Here is a 19,245-nt window from a genome sequence, read left to right on the forward strand (position 1 = left end):
AGTTGTTGATGTTAAGTTCACAGGAGTTATGCGCACAGGCGCGTTCAAATGTTTCTGAAATTGATGTTCACGAATTACAGCAAAAGATTGCTGAAGGCGCACGCGTGGTCGATGTGCGTGAGCCAGGTGAGTTCGCCGCTGGTCATATTCGCCAAGCCGTAAATATGCCGCGAGGTGTTCTAGAAATGCAGATTAATCAACACCCAGCAGTAGCAGGTTATGACGATGCACTGCAGCGTATTGCCGCAGAGCCGCTTTATTTGATTTGTCGATCAGGGGGGCGCTCAGCCTTAGCCGCGGAATCACTTGTTCGTATGGGATTCGATCAAGCTAAAGTGATTTCAGTTGCTGGTGGTATGCAAGCTTGGGAAGAGGCTAAATATCCGCAGGTGGCTGGCGAGTAATTAATCATTCGGTACAAATCCCGTGTCGTCAAGAAGCTTTGAACTTTCAGCGGCGGCGCGGGCTAATTCATCGCAACGTTCGTTTTGCGGATGACCGTTATGGCCTTTTACCCAGTCCCAACGAATTGTATGACGTTGGCAGGCTGCATCCAGTGCTTGCCATAAATCGGCATTCTTTACTGGTTTTTTAGCGGATGTGCGCCATCCATTTTTCTTCCAGTTATGTATCCACGTTTGAATCCCCTGACGCAGGTATTGACTATCGGTGGTTAAGATCACATCGCAGGGTCTTTTAAGCGCTTCTAAACCTTTGATCGCGGCTAGCATTTCCATTCGATTATTGGTAGTTAATTTGTAGCCAGCAGACAGCTCTTTTCTATGTTCACCATACTCAATAACAATTCCGTACCCGCCAGGACCAGGGTTGCCAAGGCATGAGCCGTCGGTATAGATATGCACTTTCTTAGACATGAGAGCGTTACTCGTTATTCGTTATTCGTTATTCGTCATTCGAAAAACCGAGTCTAACAGATATATAGATTAAAGTGCGTTAGATAATTTTAAATGTATTTACTTGTTCCAATTCGATAAAACAAGCACACTAACAACGAACAACGAACAACGAATAACGAATAACGAATAACGAATAACGGAATCACCATGCGACAGATAGTTCTTGATACAGAAACCACAGGTTTAGACCCCGCACAAGGGCACCGCATTATTGAAATTGGTGCGGTAGAAGTGATTCGTCGAAAGCTTACCGGTCGCACCTTCCATGTTTATATCAATCCGCAGCGCGTGGTTGAACAAGAAGCGATAGAAGTTCACGGTATTACAAATGAATTTCTTGAAGACAAGCCGGTGTTTGCGCAAATCGCGGATGAATTCCTCGCATTTATTGAGGGTGCTGAGTTAGTGATTCATAACGCAGCGTTTGATGTGGGGTTTATTGACCATGAATTTCGACTGCTTCGCAACGGGATTGGGAAAACAACAGATTACTGTACAGTCCTTGATACCTTAATGCTGGCGCGTGAAAAGCGACCAGGGCAGAAAAACAACCTCGACGCTCTGTGTCGAGCCTATGGCATTGATAACTCTAATCGTACGTTCCACGGCGCATTGTTAGATGCGGAGTTGTTGGCTGATGTCTATCTGATGATGACAGGTGGCCAAACCAAACTTGAATTAGCAGCACAAAACAAAAATGCGCAAGGTGCACAAAGCAGTGGTTGGACACGTATTGAAAATAAGCCGCCACTGAAAGTCGTGCGGGCAACGGCTGAAGAAGAGCAACAACATCAAGCTCGTTTAAAGTTAATTGAGAATTCGATTTGGTCATAAAACATCTTGTTTTTGACTGTTTTGACGATTTTTCATGCAAACGAATCAAAAGTTGAAAAAAAAGGTTGACGATAGAATCCGGCGCTCGTAATATTCGCTCCGCATTCAGGGGGACCCATCCGGGAAACTCGGAATTAGGAAAGCGGAGCGGTAGTTCAGTTGGTTAGAATACCGGCCTGTCACGCCGGGGGTCGCGGGTTCGAGTCCCGTCCGCTCCGCCACTTTCCTAAAATTGGTTTCATACCGCTGCGGAGCGGTAGTTCAGTTGGTTAGAATACCGGCCTGTCACGCCGGGGGTCGCGGGTTCGAGTCCCGTCCGCTCCGCCATTTCAAACGATTATCTTTTCTATATTGGAGTGTCGTGCGATGAGTTTGGCTAACGCCTGCTTGACGTGTGGGGCTTGCTGCGCGTCTTATCGTGTGTCGTTTTATTGGGGCGAAGCTACTGGCGCTCCGGAAGGCTATGTTCCAAGCGAACTGACCGAATCTTTTCATCCCCATTTGTTGTGCATGCAAGGCACCAATCAGAAAAAACCTCGTTGCGTTGCACTTGAAGGCAATGTTGGGCAACAAGTCAGCTGCTCTATTTACGCCAATCGACCTAGCCCATGTCGCGAATTTGATATGTCGGTGAACGGTTCTAATCCTTATTGTGATAAAGCCCGTGCAAAATATGGCCTAAGTCAGCTTATTCCTGTGCAAGAAGTAGCCTAGAAGCCAGCAGATTGGGGCAAATTGTTACAATTGTGCCATGAACGGCTCTTGAGCGTTGCTGCTAGGAGGGGTACATTAGTACGGTTAAATACAATCACAAGGGAGAATCATTATGCGCAAGAGCCTCATCGCTGTTGCTATTGGTGCGGCATTAACGGTTGCCGCATGTTCAGATAAAGATGCAACACAGCAAGTAACTGACACTGCACAAACTGAACAGTCGCAGACTCAACAAGCGCAGTCTGCTGAATTTAATCAAAGCAATCCATTCTATGCAGAGAGCACACTGCCATACAATGCTCCTGACTTTTCAAAGATTAAATTTGAGCACTATAAGCCAGCTTTCGAAGCTGGTATGGCTGAACATGCTGAAGAAATTTTGGCTATCGCAACGAATCCTGAAGCACCAACGTTCGAAAATACCATTGTAGCGATGGAAAAATCAGGTGCATTGCTAGGCCGTGTCTCTTCAGTGTTTTATAACGTCGCGGGCTCTAATGGCAACGATGATACGCGTGCACTGCAAGGTGAATTAGCACCAAAAATGGCTGCGCACCGTGACAACATTATGTTGAACCCTGAATTGTTTGCGCGCGTGAAAGCTGTTTATGAAAACCGTGACAGTCTTGAAGGCGAAGCACTGCGTTTGGTTGAAGATACTTACAAAGGTTTTGTTCGTGCTGGCGCTGAACTAAACGACGAAGCGAAAGCACAAATTCGTGAAATTAATAGCGAAATTTCATCTTTAACCACCGAGTTTCAACGTAACCTGATGAATCTTGCAAAAGAGAACATGGTTGTTGTTGATGATAAAGCACAGCTTGCTGGTTTGAGTGATGCAGAAATTAAGCAACTTGCAGATGCTGCAGCAGCGGCAGGTCATGAAGGTAAGTATGCTATTTCTATTACTAACACGACACGTCAGCCGATTCTTTCATCGCTAGAAAATCGTGAATTGCGTCAACGCGTATGGGAAGCATCAGCTTACCGCGGTACGGGTAATACTGAGACGGACAACCGCCCATTAGTGAAGCGTCTTGCTGAGTTGCGTGCCGAAAAAGCTCAGCTTTTAGGTTACGATAACTGGGGTAAGTACGTACTTGAAACTAGCATGGCCGGTACGCCAGAAGCTGCGCAAAAAATGCTGCGTGATTTGGTACCAGCGGTAGTTAGTAATGTTGAAGCGGAGAAAGCCGAAATCCAAGCGATGATTGACGCAGAAGGCGGCGACTTCGAAGTACAGCCGTGGGATTGGGCATACTATGCGGAAAAAGTACGCGCTGAAAAATATGCGCTAGACGCTGAAGAAGTGAAGAAATACTTTGAATTCAACCGTGTTGTTGAAGATGGTGTATTCTTTGCAATGAACCAGCTTTTCGGTATTACCTTTGATCAGCGTGACGATATTCCAACCTACGGTGACAACATACGCGTATACGAAGTCAAAGATATCGATGGTGAAACACTTGGCTTATTCTACGGCGATTGGTTTACCCGTGATGGTAAGCGTGGTGGAGCATGGATGAGTTCATTTGTTAGTCAATCAAACTTGCTTGATCAGAAGCCAGTCATCTTGAACAACCAAAACATTAAAAAAGCAGCGGAAGGCCCAACCTTCTTGAGCTTTGACGAAGTAAGCACCATGTTCCATGAGATGGGCCACGGTCTTCACGGTATGTTCTCGGATGTAATGTATCCATCATTGGCTGGTACATCAGTATCGCGTGACTACGTAGAGTTCCCGTCAACTTTCCAAGAAGACTGGATGTTGAACGAGAAAGTGTTGAATAACTTTGCGAAACACTATGAAACTGGCGAGCCAATGCCAAAAGAGTTGTTGGATAAAGTGATGGCGGCGAAGAACTTTAACATGGGCTACGACACGCTTGAGTATATTGCGTCGGCTCTGTTGGACTTCGAATACCATACGTTAACGCCGGAAGCTGCGGCGAGCATTGAAGACGTAGCAGCTTTTGAAGCAGCAGCGTTAGAGCGCAATGGCGTTGCTGTTGATGCGGTGCCACCACGTTATAAGTCAACTTTCTTTGCCCACGTATTTGCTGGTGGTTACTCAGCTGGTTACTATGCTTACATGTGGTCTGAAATTTTGGCTGCTGATGCATTCAAATATATGCAAGAGCAAGGTGGCTTGACGCTGGAAAATGGTCAGAAATTCCGCGACACGATTTTGTCGAAAGGGAACAGCAAAGATCCAATGCAGCAATACATTGATTTCCGTGGTCAAGAACCTACCGGTGAAGCTCTTCTAGAGCGCCGTGGTTTAACGGCACCGAAAATCGATTAACAAAAAAACAAAGTTAAAAAGGGGTAAAGCTTCGGCTTTACCCCTTTTTTTTGTCTATTAAATAGCTGAATACTCTTTATAAGATGATGTTTAAACTCGAAAAGTTGACTTTCGTCAAAAATACGTCATAAATAAAGATGATCATTTGATCACATGAATAAAACAACCAGGGAACATTATTATGACAAGTTTAGTTAAGTCATTTAATTTATCGTTAAGTGCGCTTGCTGTCGCATCATTGCTACCTAGTGTTGCTGTAGCACAAGATCAATCAGCCGATCAGAACGTCGAAGAAACGCAAGAGCGGATTATAGTAACGGGTTCGCGAATCAACCGTACCGACATGGAAACCGCTTCTCCCGTTGAAGTTATCTCTCGAGATGATATTGAGGCGTCTGGTTTTTCAAATCTCCAACAAATTCTTGAGCGTTCACCTGCTGCAGGTGCAGGAACGTTCTCCACACGTGGCAATAGTCAAGATTCGACAGCTAATGGTGGTGCAGCTGTCAGCCTGCGAGGTTTAGGTGCCGACGCTACTTTGGTCTTAGTTAATGGCCGTCGCGTCAACGTATCTGCTTTTGCCGAAGGGGTAGCAAACTCGTTTGTCGATATTAATACGATACCTGTATCGGCAATTGAACGAATCGATATTTTGAAAGACGGTGCGTCAGCTTTATACGGCTCGGATGCAGTGGCAGGCGTGGTCAACGTTATCTTGCGTAAAGATTTCGATGGCATGGAAGTGAGTTTAAGTCACGGTGGTACCACGGGTCCGAGCTACGATGAAACGTCGATGAGTACGGTCTGGGGAACAGGATCTGGACGTAATAACACAACCGTCATCTTTGACTATTATCGAAACACGTCGATTATGGGCAGTGAAATGGGTCGCTTTGGTACAGCGAATCAAGCGCCTTATGGCGGTAACGATTTCCGCTCATCACGCGGATATCCCGGCAACTTTATCCTCAATGGCGAAGTGGTGATTGATCCAGGTTGTCCAGAAGAGAATACGTTTGGTCAAACCTGTGTGTATGATTACGGTCCCGCTACAATGACTTGGCCGGAGGCTGAGCGAGTCGGTGCCATGGTTCTATCGAACTTTGAAGTGAGCGCCGATGTTGATGCCTATATTGAGTTTGCTGTACAGCACAACACGTCAAAAGCTGGTGGTGCAGCAACGCCGCTAGATGGCGATGCTGGGTTATACGTGCCTGCTGATCACCCGAATAATCCATTTGGTGAGTATGTTGATATTAATCGCTATCGTACTGTCGATGCCGGTAACCGTGTTTGGGATATCGAATCTGATACATTGCGTTTCGTAGCAGGCTTACGCGGCATGCTTGGCGCTTGGGATTGGGATGTTTCGGCAACTAAGGCTCGTAGTCGCGGTTTACAAACCGGTAGTAAAGATCAAGGTTGGGTACGCACTGACTTCTTGCAAGAAGAAATCAATGCCGGCCGATACAACCCATTCGGCGGGGTGACTAATGATCCAGCTGTCATCGACGCCATCACAACCAGCCTCGTGCGTCGTGGCGAATCTCATTTGACTGCGTTAGATGGAAGCATTACCGGTGAATTATTTCAATTAGGTGATAACTATGTATCAATGGCCGCCGGCTTTGAATACCGTGAAGAAGATGTTGTTGATACGCCAGATGACCAGTTCCAACGGGGACTTATTTTTGGTACCGAATCGGTATCGGCTCAGGCCGAACGTGATCAATGGGCTGCCTATGCAGAGTTCTTGGTTCCTGTTGCGGATACTGTGGAGCTTACCTTAGCGGTACGCCACGATGATTACAGCGACTTTGGTTCAAGCACTAACCCACAAGGTAAAATTCAATGGTTCGTGAGTGATGACTTTACCTTGCGCGCTTCGGCAGGTACTGGGTTCCGTGCACCATCGCTTGCGCAAATCGGCTTAGGACCTTCGCAAGTATCGCAGTTCTTTACCGATACCTATCGTTGTCCGACACCTGATCCAAGTAATCCAGCTTGTGCCGCAACCGATTACACCATTGTCTTCAGCGGTAACCCAAATCTGGAGGCAGAAGAATCTGAAAGCTGGAATATTGGCGGCGTGTGGCAAATCAATGACGCTTGGGATATTAGTGCGGATTACTGGTCGATTACCCAAGATAACAAAATTGACCGCAATGACTTCGAGTTAGTGTACGAGGCAGAATGTAACGATCAAAATAGTACCATTTGTGTTCGTTTAGATCCGTTGCCAGGGCAAGAACTCGGTTCTCTTTCAACGTTATATAACAGTTACATCAATATCAGCTCTCAAGAAGCGAGTGGTCTTGATTTATCAACAAACTATTTGATGTCATTGGATGATATGGGCGATCTGAAATTCGCGTTAGATTGGTCCTATATGACAAAGTTTGAGAAGAACGGCATTGATTATGCGGGTGAGTATAACTACCCAGAGCATCGCTGGATTGGTAGCGTTGATTGGAGCCGTGATGCGTGGGGCGCAACTGCCATTGTGACCTATATCGGCGAGTTTGAAGATTATCAGTCACCGCAAGACGTTGAGGCGAGTGAAGCGCGCACAGTTGATGCCATGATGCTGCTTGATCTGCAAATGCGTTACGATGTTAGCCAAACCACTCGAGTAACATTTGGCGCGAATAACGTACTTGATGAGGAACCGCCATTTGCAATTGGTGATGGAGATGGTGACCTCTATGGTTATGCCTCAAGTGTTCATAACCCACGTGGTGCATTTGTTTATGCGAAGGTGAACTTCAAGTTCTAACATCGTAAAGAACGATAGCAAAAGGAGGACGGAGCTAGCTCTGTCCTCCTTTTTTTGATATATAGGATGGTAAATAAATTGTAATCTATCGAGTACAAATATGTCCGAGATTTTATTTGCGTCGCAGCCTATTTATAACCGTCATAATGAAGTTTATGCGCATGAACTGTTGTATCGTCATGAAAACGGTATTAGCGCATTTGAGGTTGGTGACAGTGTTGCAACCAGTGAAGTTTTATATAATCTCTGCACTGGACTTTTAGATTATGTCGAGCACGTAAAACTGCCAGTTTGCGTCAATGTCTCAACAGAGTTTCTTCTGTCGGGTTTATTCCTACCGTTAGCGCCAAACCATGTGATTGTCGAGTTGGTTGAACGTATCGAGCCAACCCCCGAAATTGTTGATGCTATTAAACGTTGGGTTGATAAAGGATTCCGTTTCGCTCTAGACGATTTCGAGTTTCAGGATAGTTGGACGCCGCTTCTAGAATACGCATCAATTATTAAGGTTGATATTGAGAAAACCCCCCTTGATATAGCTCGACAGCGATTCGAAGAACTTCAGCACCTAAACGTGTTGTGGCTTGCCGAACGCATCGAAGATGAAACAACTTACGAAGAGTATAAAGCGCTCGGTTTTGATTTGTTTCAAGGTTATTACTTAGCGCGTCCAACAACGGTTGAAGGAAAGCGTGTTCCGTCAGCCGCCGCGACACAATTGACCTTAGTGATTAATCAGTTATTTAGCGAAGACCCCGAACTTTATGAGATTGTTGCTGCGTTGCAAACTGACCCCGTGTTAGTTGTGAATCTATTGCGCATTGCAAATAGTCCATACTATGGCCTCACACGACAAATTGAATCGTTAAAAGAGGTGGTGATGTTGTTGGGCTTAGAGCCCTTGCGTAAATGGGTTTTGCTAATTGTATCGGTGAAAGGTCAGGCACCAACAAAAACCAAATTGGTTCTTACCCGCGCTTATATGTGTAGTGAACTTGCACGTAAAAAAGACCCATTCAACCGACTTTCAGGTCCGGCATTTTTGGTTGGCCTGTTGTCGGGTTCTGATGTTCTAGTGGGCATCGACAAAGACACGTTTTTACAAGACTTACACATCTCGGAGAATGTACGCGAAGCCGTGCTGCACCATACCGGCGATCTTGGGAATTATTTAACGAAAATTCTCGACTTTGAGTACGATCTGGCTATGAAAAACTCGCTTGAAGCACACGGCGACTTGTTCGATATTTATCAGCAATGTCACTTCTTAGTTGATGAATTATTGAACAATGTCATGATTGACTAATCGCTAAGCGCTAGTGATTACCGGCATATCCTGCTATAATTCGGGCCACTTTTTTCTGTCCTGAACTAATGAATAGGAATCACTATGTCGACTGATAGTTCAAAGATTATTTATACCGAAACTGATGAAGCACCACGTTTAGCAACCTATTCGTTGCTACCGATTATTCGTGCGTTTACTGATGCTGCAGGTGTTTCTGTTGAGACCCGTGACATCTCGTTAGCTGGTCGTATTATTGCGAATTTCCCAGAGTATTTAAAAGCCGAGCAGCGTATTGGTGACGCTCTTGCTGAACTTGGTGAATTGGCTAAGACACCAGAAGCTAACATCATCAAGTTACCGAATATCAGTGCGTCGATTCCACAGTTAACTGCAGCAATCAAAGAGTTGCAGGCCCAAGGTTATAATCTTCCAAACTATCCGTTTGAACCGCAAACCGATGAAGAGCGTGATGTCAAAGCACGTTACGATAAAATCAAAGGTTCTGCCGTAAACCCAGTACTTCGTGAAGGTAATTCAGATCGTCGCGCACCTGCTTCGGTTAAAAACTATGCGAAGAAGCATCCGCATCGCATGGGGACCTGGTCAAAAGACTCACAAACTTACGTTGCTCATATGAGCGACGGTGATTTTTATAGTAGCGAGCAGTCAACCACGTTTGCTCAAGCTGACGATCTTAAAATTGTATTAAACACACCAGCTGGTCAAACAGTACTGAAAGATTCGGTTAAAGTATTAGCCGGCGAAGTTGTCGATGCGGCGCGCATGAGTGCAGCACAGTTACAAGCGTTCTTTGCAAAAGAAACCGCAGCTGCTAAAGAGCAGGGCGTATTATTGTCGCTGCACTTAAAAGCTACCATGATGAAAGTTTCTGACCCAATCATGTTCGGTCATGCGGTGAAAGTTTATTTCGCTGATGTATTTGCAAAGCATGCTGGTCTGTTCAAGGAATTAGGTGTTGATGCGACCAATGGATTTGGTGACGTTTTAGCAAAAATCGCTGAACTGCCAGCTGATCAGCGTGCTGAAGTGGAAGCTGATATCCAAGCTGTATATGACCAACAGCCAGAGTTAGCGATGGTGAATTCAGATAAAGGAATCACTAACTTGCACGTACCAAGTGACGTCATCATTGATGCATCAATGCCAGCAATGATTCGTGATGGCGGTAAGATGTGGAACCGTGCAGGCAAAACACAAGATACGCTAGCGATGATTCCTGATCGTTGTTACGCCGGCGTGTATCAAGCGACCATCGATTTCTGTAAAGAACACGGCGCATTCGACCCATCAACCATGGGTACTGTACCAAACGTTGGTCTGATGGCGCAGAAAGCTGAAGAATACGGCTCTCACGATAAAACCTTTGAAATTCCTGCTGATGGCACCGTGGTTGTTTTAAACCAAGCGGGAGAAACGGTATTTTCTCACGATGTTGAGAAAGGCGATATTTGGCGGATGTGCCAAGTGAAAGACGCACCAATTCGTGACTGGGTTAAGTTAGCAGTCAACCGTTCACGTTTAAGCGGTATGCCAGCAGTATTCTGGCTCGATGAAAATCGTGCGCACGATGCCGAGCTAATCAAAAAAGTAAATGAGTACTTAAAAGAGCACGACACTAACGGCCTAGATTTGCGTATTATGGCTCCGACTGAAGCGACCAAACACACATTGGCGCGTATGAAAGACGGCAAAGATACCATTTCTGTTACTGGTAACGTGTTGCGTGACTATTTGACGGATTTGTTCCCAATTCTTGAGCTGGGTACTTCTGCGAAAATGTTGTCAATTGTACCGTTGATGAACGGCGGTGGCTTATTTGAAACTGGCGCTGGTGGTTCTGCACCGAAGCACGTTCAGCAGTTCGTTGAAGAGAACTACTTGCGTTGGGATTCACTTGGTGAGTTTCTCGCGTTGGCAGCATCACTTGAGCATCTTGCACAGCGCAATAACAATGAGCGTGCACAAATTCTTGCCGATGCACTTGATGCAGCAACAGCGAAATTTCTAGAAAATGATAAATCGCCAGCGCGCAAACTTGGTCAGATAGACAACCGCGGTAGCCACTTCTATCTCGGTATGTACTGGGCAGAGGCACTTGCAACACAGAGCAAAGACACTGCTTTGGCTGAGCGCTTTGGTAAACTCGCTAAATTCTTGAATGAGAACGAAGCGAAGATTGTTGAAGAGCTCAACGGTGTTCAAGGTCAGTCAGTTGAAATTGGTGGATATTACCAACCAAATGCTGATTTGGTTGATAAGGCAATGCGCCCATCAGCAACTTTAAATAACGCATTAGCGAACCTATAACCTCGCCGAAAAATGGCGCAATAAAAGGGCATCCCATGTGGATGCCCTTTTTATTAGGAGATGGGAATCTCTCGTTGATCAGACGTTGACTTCGATTTATCTCGGCCGATAGAAATATGTAAAACACCATTTTTAAATGTTGCAGAAACACTATCTGCTTTTACGTCGTCAGGTAAATTTAGAACGCGTTGAAAATGTCCATATCGGCGCTCTATGGTATGGTAATTATCATTCTTTCTGGTTTCTTCAGAGCGTTTTTCGCCTTGAATAGTCAAGTAGTTTCCTTCCACTGAGAGCTTCAAGTCTTTCTTTTCAACGCCTGGCAATTCAACACTAATACTGTATTGCTCAGGTGATTCACTAATATCAACTTTAGGCCGAAAAATAACGTCCGTATTCTTCCAAAAATCGGCGTTATGTTCGTCAAATAATCGAGGCACCGTAAAGGTTTTGAACGTATCATTTAAAAGCCGATCCATTTCATCGTGGAAACGAGAGAAAGGGGTTAGTGAACTAGAACGGTTACCCTGTTGTGGTTTATCGCTCTCATGCTTAAACCAGTTCCAAGGAGCTAACCGAGACAAATTAGAATCATTCATAATAATGACCTCCAATTTAAATGGCATCATGTGCTGAGCGTTTCAACACGAGATTTAATATGGTTTTGTTTAAAAATTAATCAATGATAGTTATCAAATTTTTTTCAGATGGTGCTAGAATGCGCGCTTATTCTACCAATGAGTTCAAAAAGGACATGATATGACTGACGCGGTTGACTATATTCAAAGCCCGTTATGCCAAGATTTTTCTGCCGACGGTTTAACTGTTAGCATTGATATTTATCGCACCGAAGACAGTAACTGGATTCTTGAAATTGTAGATGCCGATAATAATTCGACAGTTTGGGAAGATCATTTTGAAACCGATGCCGCGGCACTTGAAGAAGCTTTAGATGGTCTAAAGCAAGAGGGAATTCAAGCGTTTGTCGGTACGTTTAGTTAAGAACCTCAAACCAGTAATATAAGTTCGCGGCGTCAATTGGATGACGCCGCCAGCCATTCAAGTAAACGCTCACCAACTTCTGAGCTTGCTGCGCTTAACGCATTAATTGCGTGATCGGTTTCATCTCCGCTGAGGGGAATCCGTGCAGCGAAACTCTCACTCTTCGTCACTTTACGCTGTTTGGTATTAACCAACTGCGCATCGTAGCGTACTACAGCGACCGGACCGGAACTTGTTTCCTCAATATGAAACGCTTGTAGCCGCCCTGAAACTTGCCAATCGCTATCAAACCCTTGCTGACTTGAACTAATGTGTTCAAAGCGACTATCGCGCCACAATGCATCGAGCATCCAGCTTTGCCAGAGGGTGGCAATAGATGTGCTCCATTTCGCATTCGGGTAGGCCAAGATGCTACCATCGGCAGTGATTCGAACAATACGCTCGAGCTGCAGGGCGTCGTTGAGTTCTGGCTCCGCAACGCGAATATGAGATAACTTGACTGACTCGCTTTGATTAACCGAAGCTGGCTGTAACGTATAAAAATCGATTGGTTTAGCCTCAGGTATCACGCTACACGCTGTACAAACGAAGACTAGGCCAACAGCCATCATGATATTGTTTAGCTTCACGGTTGATACTCCTTCATCTGTTCAGTTTCGAAGCGCGCAGCAATCGCATTAAGGCGCTTAAGGGTAACTTGCAGCTCGAGTAGGGTTGGGCCAACTTCGGCAATACCGGCCATGCCAGCATCGATATTGCCACGATTATGTTGCATCAATTCATTAAGCTGATTACTGGCATCTGCCAAATTGGCGAGCGTTTCTTCGGCTTTATTAAAGAGGGGGTCACTACGTTGAGTTAATTCACTCTCTAAAGTAATCAATGAATCATTCAGTTGCCTAGTACTGTTTTCCAAGTTGTCGAGCACTGACGCGAAGTTCTGCGATTGCTCAGCTAGTTCACCGCTAAACGTATCAACATTGGCAAGAATTGATTCAATGGCTTGCATATTATTCTCAGAAAAAAGCCGATTCGCGTTGTTAATAACCTGACTCACATTGACGAACAATTCCTCGGTATTCAAACGTAATTGGGTGAGCTCAGATGGTTCAGCAACAATTTCAGGAATACCGTGTTGGTTGTTGATAGGTTCGCTTCTTGCAACGCTTTGCTCCAGTGCGATTCCGCTTGAACCAGTAATATTTAATAATGTTCGTGAAGCTTTGGTTGCCTTGGTGATGGGGGTTTCGGCAGTGATGCGAATGCGTGCTCGTACCACGCGCGCGTCGTTTTTATCTAAACTCAATTGGGTCACTTCGCCAACACTAATGCCATTAAATTGAACTGGACTGCCGACCGTCAAACCTGAGACCGGTTCTTCAAAGAGTACATCGTAGTTTTTGTAGGCTTGCTCAGAGTCAGCTTTCGCTAACCAAAGCGTGAATGCAAGTCCCGCCAGAAGAATTGCTAGTGTCGCAATTCCAACAATAATATGGTGCGCTTTTGTTTCCATGAGTTAATTCTCCACGGTAAGACTTGAGTGTTGTGAATATGGCGGCTTATCGATAATGGCACGCCCACGCGGACCATGGAAATAGGATTGAATCCAGTCATTCTTATGTTCCGCCACCTTGGCGAGCGTATCGATAGCAATAATTTGTTTGTCAGAAAGCACCGCAATCCGGTCACAAATAGCATGCAACGTATCTAAATCATGGGTGACCAAGACAACGGTTAAGCCAAGAGCCTTGGATAGAGTCAAAATGAGCTGATCAAATGCTGCAGCACTAATTGGATCAAGTCCAGCAGTTGGTTCATCAAGAAATAGCATGTCTGGTTCTCGAATCAAAGCACGTGCCAATGCGGCGCGTTTTATCATGCCACCGGATAGCTCAGCCGGATAGCGTGCACCAGCTGCCTGATCAAGCCCGACTAAAGCAAGTTTCAAGCTGGCAAGGTGTAGTGCTTGAGCTCGCGACAATGAAGTGTGCTCAAAAAGCGGTAAGGCAACGTTTTCGATAACGGTCATTGATGAAAATAAAGCGCCATGCTGAAATAACACGCCAACTTGCTTGGCACGAAGATGGATGGAACCGGCAACTGGCTTATGCAACCCGATAGCGGTTCGCAAAAGTACTGATTTGCCGGCACCAGAACCTCCGACTAATCCCAATATTTCTCCCGTATTCACGTCGAGATTAAGATTCTCGTGAATGACTGTTGCGCCAAATCGATTGGTAATGTCCTCAAGTGATAATATCGGTTGTAAGTCATTCATTACCATTGCATCTCCATAAAAAACAAGGCGGCAATAGCATCAAGCAAAATAACCGCAAACAGCGCTTGAACGACACTCGAGGTTGTATGTTCGCCAATGGAGCGGGCGCTGTTGGTTACTTTGAAGCCTTCAAGGCAGCCAATGATGGCAATGACAACGGCAAAAAATGGGGCTTTGCTCAGGCCAACCCAAAAATGCCGTAGTGGCACTTCGTTTAAAATTGACAAGTATTGTGTGGGTGAAATATCTAGGCTCGCGATAGCTACCGCAGCGCCACCGAGCAACCCGGCTAAAGTCGATACGAAACTTAATAAGGGCAACATAATTAGCAGGGCTAAAATACGAGGGATAACCAATAACTCAACGGCGTCGAGTTTTTCGACACGCATAGCATCAAGTTCTTCATTAACTTTCATGGCACCTATTTGAGCGGTAAATGAGCTAGCGGTTCGACCGGCCAGCAATATAGCTGCCAGCAGCACCCCGAGCTCACGCATGAAGCCAAACGCAACCAAATCGACGGTATAAATGGCGGCTCCGAAATCTTTTAAAACCGTGGCCCCCAAAAAAGCAACAACGGCTCCAATTAAAAACGCCATCAAGGCGACAATGGGAATGGCAGCTAAGCCTGCTTGTTGCATGTGAAAGAACCACGAGGTAAATCGCCATCGTGTTGGACGCGGTAGCACGGCCAAAGTGGTGAGTAACACACGACCAATAAAATTCACAAGAATAATGAATTGATAACTTTGCCATGAGACCCAAGCCCCCAACTGCGCGATAAAGGCAAACCATGGCTGCTTCGCTTCGCTTGAGCTTGTTTGCTGGTTCTGATAGGCACGCAAGAGTTGCTGAAAGATATCGCGATGGTGAGGGTTTAACTGTTGTGTTGATGCAACAAGCTTCTCAAGAGTCGACGGTGAAACGAATTCAGCAACTAAACTCGCCGTGTTAAGGTCAAGTCGTTCTAGCTGACTGAAATCAATTGTCTTAATGGTATTATCGGCAGGAATGTTGCGTAGCGACTTCTGGATACTTAGATAATTCTCAAACGTCCACGAGCCACTCAATTGAAGTGACTGTTTTGAACTATCGTATTCAACAAAGCTAGAATCTGGCATTGTGCTCAACTTAGTGATTCAATTCAGAAATACTATAACAACCTTTCAACTTTTAGTCAGATTTTAGCCATTTTTTACAGGGTTTCGTTAAGGCTAAAATCACTACATGACATACACTAACGCATACGGCACAATAGGCAAATGATGACTAAGGATTGTATGAAGTAACGCATGAGCGATGTAAACCAACCGCCTCAATTTATTCACCTGCGCATTCACAGCGATTTCTCAATGATCGATGGTTTAGCGAAGGTAAAACCTATTTGCGAAGCAACCGCAGCGATGGGGATGCCTGCGCTCGCGTTAACCGATCAAATGAATATGTGTGGCTTGGTTCGCTTTTATCGCACAACGCATGATAAAGGCTTAAAACCAATCATCGGCTGCGATTTGTGGGTGTTACCAGAAGGTTGGACGACAGACGCTCAGGAAGAACCATTTCGATTAACCGTATTAGCCATGAACAATGCTGGCTATCAACAACTGACCCAGCTTATTAGTCGTGGTTACTTGGCCGGTCATCGTTGCGGTAAACCCTGTATCAACAAAGAATGGTTAGCTGAGCACCAGCAAGGATTAATCCTCCTGTCGGGTGGTAGAGAAGGCGATATTGGTCGGAAAATTCTGCAGAATCGTGAAGATGAAGCGCGTCAACTACTTCAGTTTTATCAGCAGCATTTCACCGATCGATTTTACCTTGAATTACAACGCACAGGACGCCCAGGCGAGGACGAATACGTTCATGCAGCCGTTGCGTTAGCAGCCGCAACCGAAACGCCGGTGGTGGCAACCAATGAAGTCATGTTTTTACGTCCTGAAGACTTCACAGCTCATGAGGTACGTGTTGCGGTATCAGATGGCTACACGCTTGACGACAAGCGCCGGCCCAAGAAATACAGTTCAGAGCAATATTTAAAAAGCCCCGAAGAAATGGCTGAGTTATTTTCGGACATTCCCGAAGCGCTTGCCAATACCGTCGAAATTGCTAAGCGTTGTAACGTGACGGTTACACTTGATGAATATGTTCTACCAGAATTTCCTACCGGTGGTATGACACCTGAAGATTTCTTGGTGAAAAAATCACAAGAAGGTCTTGAGCAACGATTAGAAGTGTTATTCCCTGATCCTCAGCAGCGTGCAGAATTACGCAAGCCTTATGATGAGCGACTTAAGATTGAACTCGATGTTATTAACCAGATGGGGTTTCCGGGTTATTTCTTAATCGTTATGGAGTTTATCCAGTGGTCCAAAGATAACAATATTCCTGTTGGACCCGGGCGTGGTTCAGGTGCCGGCTCGCTCGTGGCCTATGCGCTGAAAATTACCGATCTCGATCCACTCGAACTCGACTTACTTTTCGAGCGATTCTTGAATCCGGAACGGGTCTCGATGCCCGATTTCGATATCGATTTTTGTATGGACCGCCGTGACGAGGTTATTGATCACGTAGCGGAATTATATGGGCGTGAAGCTGTATCGCAGATTATTACATTTGGCACCATGGCGGCCAAAGCTTCGATTCGTGATGTCGGTCGCGTACTCGGTCACCCCTATGGTTTTGTCGATAAAATTACCAAGTTGGTACCGGGTGATCCTGGAATGACACTCGAGAAGGCGTTTGAAATTGAACCACGCTTAGTTGAAATGTACGAACAAGATGATGATGTTCGTGAAATTATCGACATGGCGCGGATTCTTGAAGGGGTAACGAGAAACGCCGGCAAACACGCTGGTGGCGTTGTGATTGCGCCTGAACGCATTACTGATTTCTCGCCGTTGTACTGCGACGAAGAAGGGAAACAACCGGTAACACAGTTCGACAAAAACGATGTGGAAGCTGCTGGGCTGGTTAAATTTGACTTCTTAGGTCTGCGTACCCTCACTATTATTCAGTGGGCGTTAGATATGGTGAATGCTAATCGTCAACGCGACGGTCAGCCACCAATCGATATTAATCACATTCCACTCGATGATCCCGCTTGTTTTTCGTTATTGAAAAAGGGAGCGACGACGGCGGTGTTCCAGCTTGAATCATCTGGAATGAAGCAGCTCATCAAAAAGCTTCTGCCCGATAGCTTTGAAGATATTATCGCCCTCGTTGCCTTGTTCCGACCTGGTCCGCTGCAATCGGGCATGGTGGATAACTTTATTGACCGTAAACATGGGCGCGAAGCGATTTCGTACCCGGATAAAGATTATCAACATGAATCCCTGAAGCCGATTCTAGAACCAACTTATGGCGTTATCTTATATCAAGAACAGGTAATGCAAATTGCCCAGGTGCTCGCAGGTTACTCGCTCGGTGGCGCGGACTTATTGCGACGCGCCATGGGTAAAAAGAAACCAGAAGAAATGGCAAAGCAGCGCGCGGTTTTTGAAGAAGGCGCGCGGAAAAATGGCATTGATGGTGAGTTGGCGATAAAAATATTCGACCTCGTTGAAAAATTTGCGGGTTATGGTTTTAACAAGTCGCACTCGGCCGCATACGCTTTAGTTTCTTACCAAACGCTATGGATGAAAACGCATTATCCGGCTGAATTTATGGCTGCTGTCATGTCAGCTGATATGGACAACACGGATAAAATTGTCACCTTAGTGGATGAATGCGAAAACATGGGGCTGAAAGTTCTTCCACCAGATGTGAACGTTGGACGTTACAAGTTTACCGTAGATGAACAGCAGCGAATTGTTTATGGCATTGGTGCCATAAAAGGTGTGGGTGAAGGTCCGATTGAGGCAATTCTTGCAGCGCGCGAAGAGGGACCATTTACCGATCTTTTTGATTTTTGTTGTCGAGTTGATTTGAAAAAGCTCAATCGCCGCGTGCTTGAGAAATTAATCAAAGCTGGCGCTATGGATTCATTAGGCCCACACCGAGCGACTATCATGGCAACGCTTGAAAAAGCCATGCGTCAGGCGGAACAACACGCCCGAGCTGAAGCGATTGGCCAGAGCGACTTATTCGGCGTACTCACTTCGGCTGCCGATGATGTTGAGATTGAACATGAGTTTGTGCAAGTACCGCCATGGCCTGAGGCAATGTGGCTAGAGGGCGAGCGCGAAACTCTTGGGCTATACTTAACTGGACATCCGGTAAATCGGTACCGCCAAGAGCTGAAGAATTATGTGCCGTGCGTGTTGGCTGATGTACGTCCAACTGGGCGCGATCAAACGACAACGGTGGCAGGACTCGTGGTCGACGTGCGCACAATGTTGAATCGACAGAATCAACGTTGGGCAATTGTCACCTTACATGATAAAACCGCGCGATTTGATGTGCGTTTTTATGCTAAAGATTATGAAAATTATCAACATCTGCTCGAAAAAGACCAAATTTTAGTGGTAAAAGGAGAGGTCAGCTTTGATGATTACTCCTCTGCCAATACAATGACGGCTCGAGAGGTGATGACGATTGTCGGCATGCGTGAGCAATATGCAAAAACGTTGCGGTTAACAGTGCGTCAAGAACAATTAGAAGGGCAAGGTCTCGCTCAGTTAAAACAACTGATTGAGCCGTTTAAACAGGGCTCGTGTCCGTTGCACATCCGTTATGTGCGCCCCGATTTAACGGCAGACTATGTGGCGGCCACAGAATGGTATGTGACCCCAACCGATGAATTGATGTATGAGTTACAGCAAAAGCTTGGTCAACAAGCGGTTGAACTCGAATTTTAATGGCAAA

The 19,245-nt window shown here is 45.7% G+C and carries 15 protein-coding genes and 2 tRNA genes; 11 read left to right on the forward strand and 6 right to left on the reverse strand.

Annotation, left to right across the window (positions count from 1 at the left end):
- Nucleotides 1-8 precede the first annotated feature (8 nt).
- A complete protein-coding gene (locus CWI76_RS00705) occupies nt 9-404 on the forward strand; it encodes a rhodanese-like domain-containing protein (RefSeq protein WP_126758474.1) in 396 nt (131 codons plus the stop codon).
- Here the strand turns inward: CWI76_RS00705 and rnhA are convergent, their stop codons facing one another.
- Entirely contained in the window at nt 405-875 is a 471-nt protein-coding gene (gene rnhA, locus CWI76_RS00710; RefSeq protein ID WP_126758475.1) for a ribonuclease HI, read from the reverse strand.
- A gap of 189 nt (nt 876-1,064) precedes the next feature.
- Here rnhA and dnaQ point away from each other — a divergent pair, with 189 nt between their 5' ends.
- The 8 genes from dnaQ (at nt 1,065) to CWI76_RS00750 (ending at nt 11,162) form a co-directional block, all read left to right on the forward strand.
- Complete coding sequence (gene dnaQ, locus CWI76_RS00715) at nt 1,065-1,751, forward strand: DNA polymerase III subunit epsilon (RefSeq protein ID WP_126758476.1); 687 nt, start codon at nt 1,065-1,067, stop codon at nt 1,749-1,751.
- Nucleotides 1,752-1,895: 144 nt separating this feature from the next.
- Nucleotides 1,896-1,972: transfer RNA gene (locus CWI76_RS00720), tRNA-Asp, on the forward strand.
- 29 nt (nt 1,973-2,001) lie between these two features.
- Nucleotides 2,002-2,078, forward strand: a tRNA-Asp gene (locus CWI76_RS00725).
- A gap of 39 nt (nt 2,079-2,117) precedes the next feature.
- Nucleotides 2,118-2,465 (forward strand): YkgJ family cysteine cluster protein, encoded by a 348-nt coding sequence (locus tag CWI76_RS00730; RefSeq protein ID WP_126758477.1) that lies wholly within the window; start codon nt 2,118-2,120, stop codon nt 2,463-2,465.
- Nucleotides 2,466-2,577: 112 nt separating this feature from the next.
- Nucleotides 2,578-4,770, forward strand: a complete 2,193-nt coding sequence (locus tag CWI76_RS00735) for a M3 family metallopeptidase (RefSeq protein ID WP_126758478.1) — start codon at nt 2,578-2,580, stop codon at nt 4,768-4,770.
- Nucleotides 4,771-4,951: 181 nt separating this feature from the next.
- Nucleotides 4,952-7,546 (forward strand): TonB-dependent receptor plug domain-containing protein, encoded by a 2,595-nt coding sequence (locus CWI76_RS00740; protein ID WP_126758479.1) that lies wholly within the window; start codon nt 4,952-4,954, stop codon nt 7,544-7,546.
- A gap of 100 nt (nt 7,547-7,646) precedes the next feature.
- Nucleotides 7,647-8,852: an EAL and HDOD domain-containing protein gene (locus tag CWI76_RS00745; protein ID WP_126758480.1), complete on the forward strand. Its 1,206-nt coding sequence runs from the start codon at nt 7,647-7,649 to the stop codon at nt 8,850-8,852.
- Between the two features lie 84 nt (nt 8,853-8,936).
- The gene (locus CWI76_RS00750) at nt 8,937-11,162 is read left to right on the forward strand and encodes an NADP-dependent isocitrate dehydrogenase (RefSeq protein ID WP_126758481.1); all 2,226 of its coding nucleotides are present in this window, start codon (nt 8,937-8,939) and stop codon (nt 11,160-11,162) included.
- Between the two features lie 53 nt (nt 11,163-11,215).
- On the opposite strand, the gene CWI76_RS00755 is transcribed toward CWI76_RS00750, so the two are convergent.
- A complete protein-coding gene (locus tag CWI76_RS00755; protein ID WP_157980786.1) occupies nt 11,216-11,761 on the reverse strand; it encodes an Hsp20/alpha crystallin family protein in 546 nt (181 codons plus the stop codon).
- Between the two features lie 160 nt (nt 11,762-11,921).
- Here CWI76_RS00755 and CWI76_RS00760 point away from each other — a divergent pair, with 160 nt between their 5' ends.
- Entirely contained in the window at nt 11,922-12,164 is a 243-nt protein-coding gene (locus CWI76_RS00760; RefSeq protein ID WP_126758483.1) for a hypothetical protein, read from the forward strand.
- Nucleotides 12,165-12,196: 32 nt separating this feature from the next.
- On the opposite strand, the gene CWI76_RS00765 is transcribed toward CWI76_RS00760, so the two are convergent.
- From CWI76_RS00765 to CWI76_RS00780, 4 genes are read right to left on the reverse strand one after another with little or no spacing between them, the layout of a single operon-like run.
- Nucleotides 12,197-12,793, reverse strand: a complete 597-nt coding sequence (locus CWI76_RS00765; protein WP_126758484.1) for an ABC-type transport auxiliary lipoprotein family protein — start codon at nt 12,791-12,793, stop codon at nt 12,197-12,199.
- Nucleotides 12,790-13,677 (reverse strand): MlaD family protein, encoded by an 888-nt coding sequence (locus CWI76_RS00770; RefSeq protein WP_126758485.1) that lies wholly within the window; start codon nt 13,675-13,677, stop codon nt 12,790-12,792. Before CWI76_RS00770 ends, CWI76_RS00765 begins: the two co-directional genes overlap by 4 nt.
- Before the next feature lie 3 nt (nt 13,678-13,680).
- The gene (locus CWI76_RS00775; protein ID WP_126758486.1) at nt 13,681-14,448 is read right to left on the reverse strand and encodes an ABC transporter ATP-binding protein; all 768 of its coding nucleotides are present in this window, start codon (nt 14,446-14,448) and stop codon (nt 13,681-13,683) included.
- Complete coding sequence (locus tag CWI76_RS00780) at nt 14,442-15,563, reverse strand: MlaE family ABC transporter permease (protein WP_126758487.1); 1,122 nt, start codon at nt 15,561-15,563, stop codon at nt 14,442-14,444. Before CWI76_RS00780 ends, CWI76_RS00775 begins: the two co-directional genes overlap by 7 nt.
- 171 nt (nt 15,564-15,734) lie before the next feature.
- On the opposite strand from CWI76_RS00780, the gene dnaE reads away from it, so the two are divergent.
- The gene (dnaE, locus tag CWI76_RS00785; protein WP_126758488.1) at nt 15,735-19,238 is read left to right on the forward strand and encodes a DNA polymerase III subunit alpha; all 3,504 of its coding nucleotides are present in this window, start codon (nt 15,735-15,737) and stop codon (nt 19,236-19,238) included.
- The last annotated feature ends 7 nt before the right edge of the window (nt 19,239-19,245 follow it).

It is taken from the genome of Pseudidiomarina marina (assembly GCF_003987045.1).
Classification (GTDB): domain Bacteria; phylum Pseudomonadota; class Gammaproteobacteria; order Enterobacterales; family Alteromonadaceae; genus Pseudidiomarina; species Pseudidiomarina marina.

Bases quoted from the DNA above. Each gene is read 5' to 3' on its own strand.
- CWI76_RS00770 (WP_126758485.1), bottom strand. From the start codon at position 13,677: ATGGAAACAAAAGCGCACCATATTATTGTTGGAATTGCGACACTAGCA.
- dnaQ (WP_126758476.1), top strand. From the start codon at position 1,065: ATGCGACAGATAGTTCTTGATACAGAAACCACAGGTTTAGACCCCGCA.
- CWI76_RS00745 (WP_126758480.1), top strand. From the start codon at position 7,647: ATGTCCGAGATTTTATTTGCGTCGCAGCCTATTTATAACCGTCATAAT.
- CWI76_RS00730 (WP_126758477.1), top strand. From the start codon at position 2,118: ATGAGTTTGGCTAACGCCTGCTTGACGTGTGGGGCTTGCTGCGCGTCT.
- rnhA (WP_126758475.1), bottom strand. From the start codon at position 875: ATGTCTAAGAAAGTGCATATCTATACCGACGGCTCATGCCTTGGCAAC.
- dnaE (WP_126758488.1), top strand. From the start codon at position 15,735: ATGAGCGATGTAAACCAACCGCCTCAATTTATTCACCTGCGCATTCAC.
- CWI76_RS00775 (WP_126758486.1), bottom strand. From the start codon at position 14,448: ATGGTAATGAATGACTTACAACCGATATTATCACTTGAGGACATTACC.
- CWI76_RS00750 (WP_126758481.1), top strand. From the start codon at position 8,937: ATGTCGACTGATAGTTCAAAGATTATTTATACCGAAACTGATGAAGCA.
- CWI76_RS00740 (WP_126758479.1), top strand. From the start codon at position 4,952: ATGACAAGTTTAGTTAAGTCATTTAATTTATCGTTAAGTGCGCTTGCT.
- CWI76_RS00735 (WP_126758478.1), top strand. From the start codon at position 2,578: ATGCGCAAGAGCCTCATCGCTGTTGCTATTGGTGCGGCATTAACGGTT.
- CWI76_RS00755 (WP_157980786.1), bottom strand. From the start codon at position 11,761: ATGAATGATTCTAATTTGTCTCGGTTAGCTCCTTGGAACTGGTTTAAG.
- CWI76_RS00705 (WP_126758474.1), top strand. From the start codon at position 9: ATGTTAAGTTCACAGGAGTTATGCGCACAGGCGCGTTCAAATGTTTCT.
- CWI76_RS00760 (WP_126758483.1), top strand. From the start codon at position 11,922: ATGACTGACGCGGTTGACTATATTCAAAGCCCGTTATGCCAAGATTTT.
- CWI76_RS00780 (WP_126758487.1), bottom strand. From the start codon at position 15,563: ATGCCAGATTCTAGCTTTGTTGAATACGATAGTTCAAAACAGTCACTT.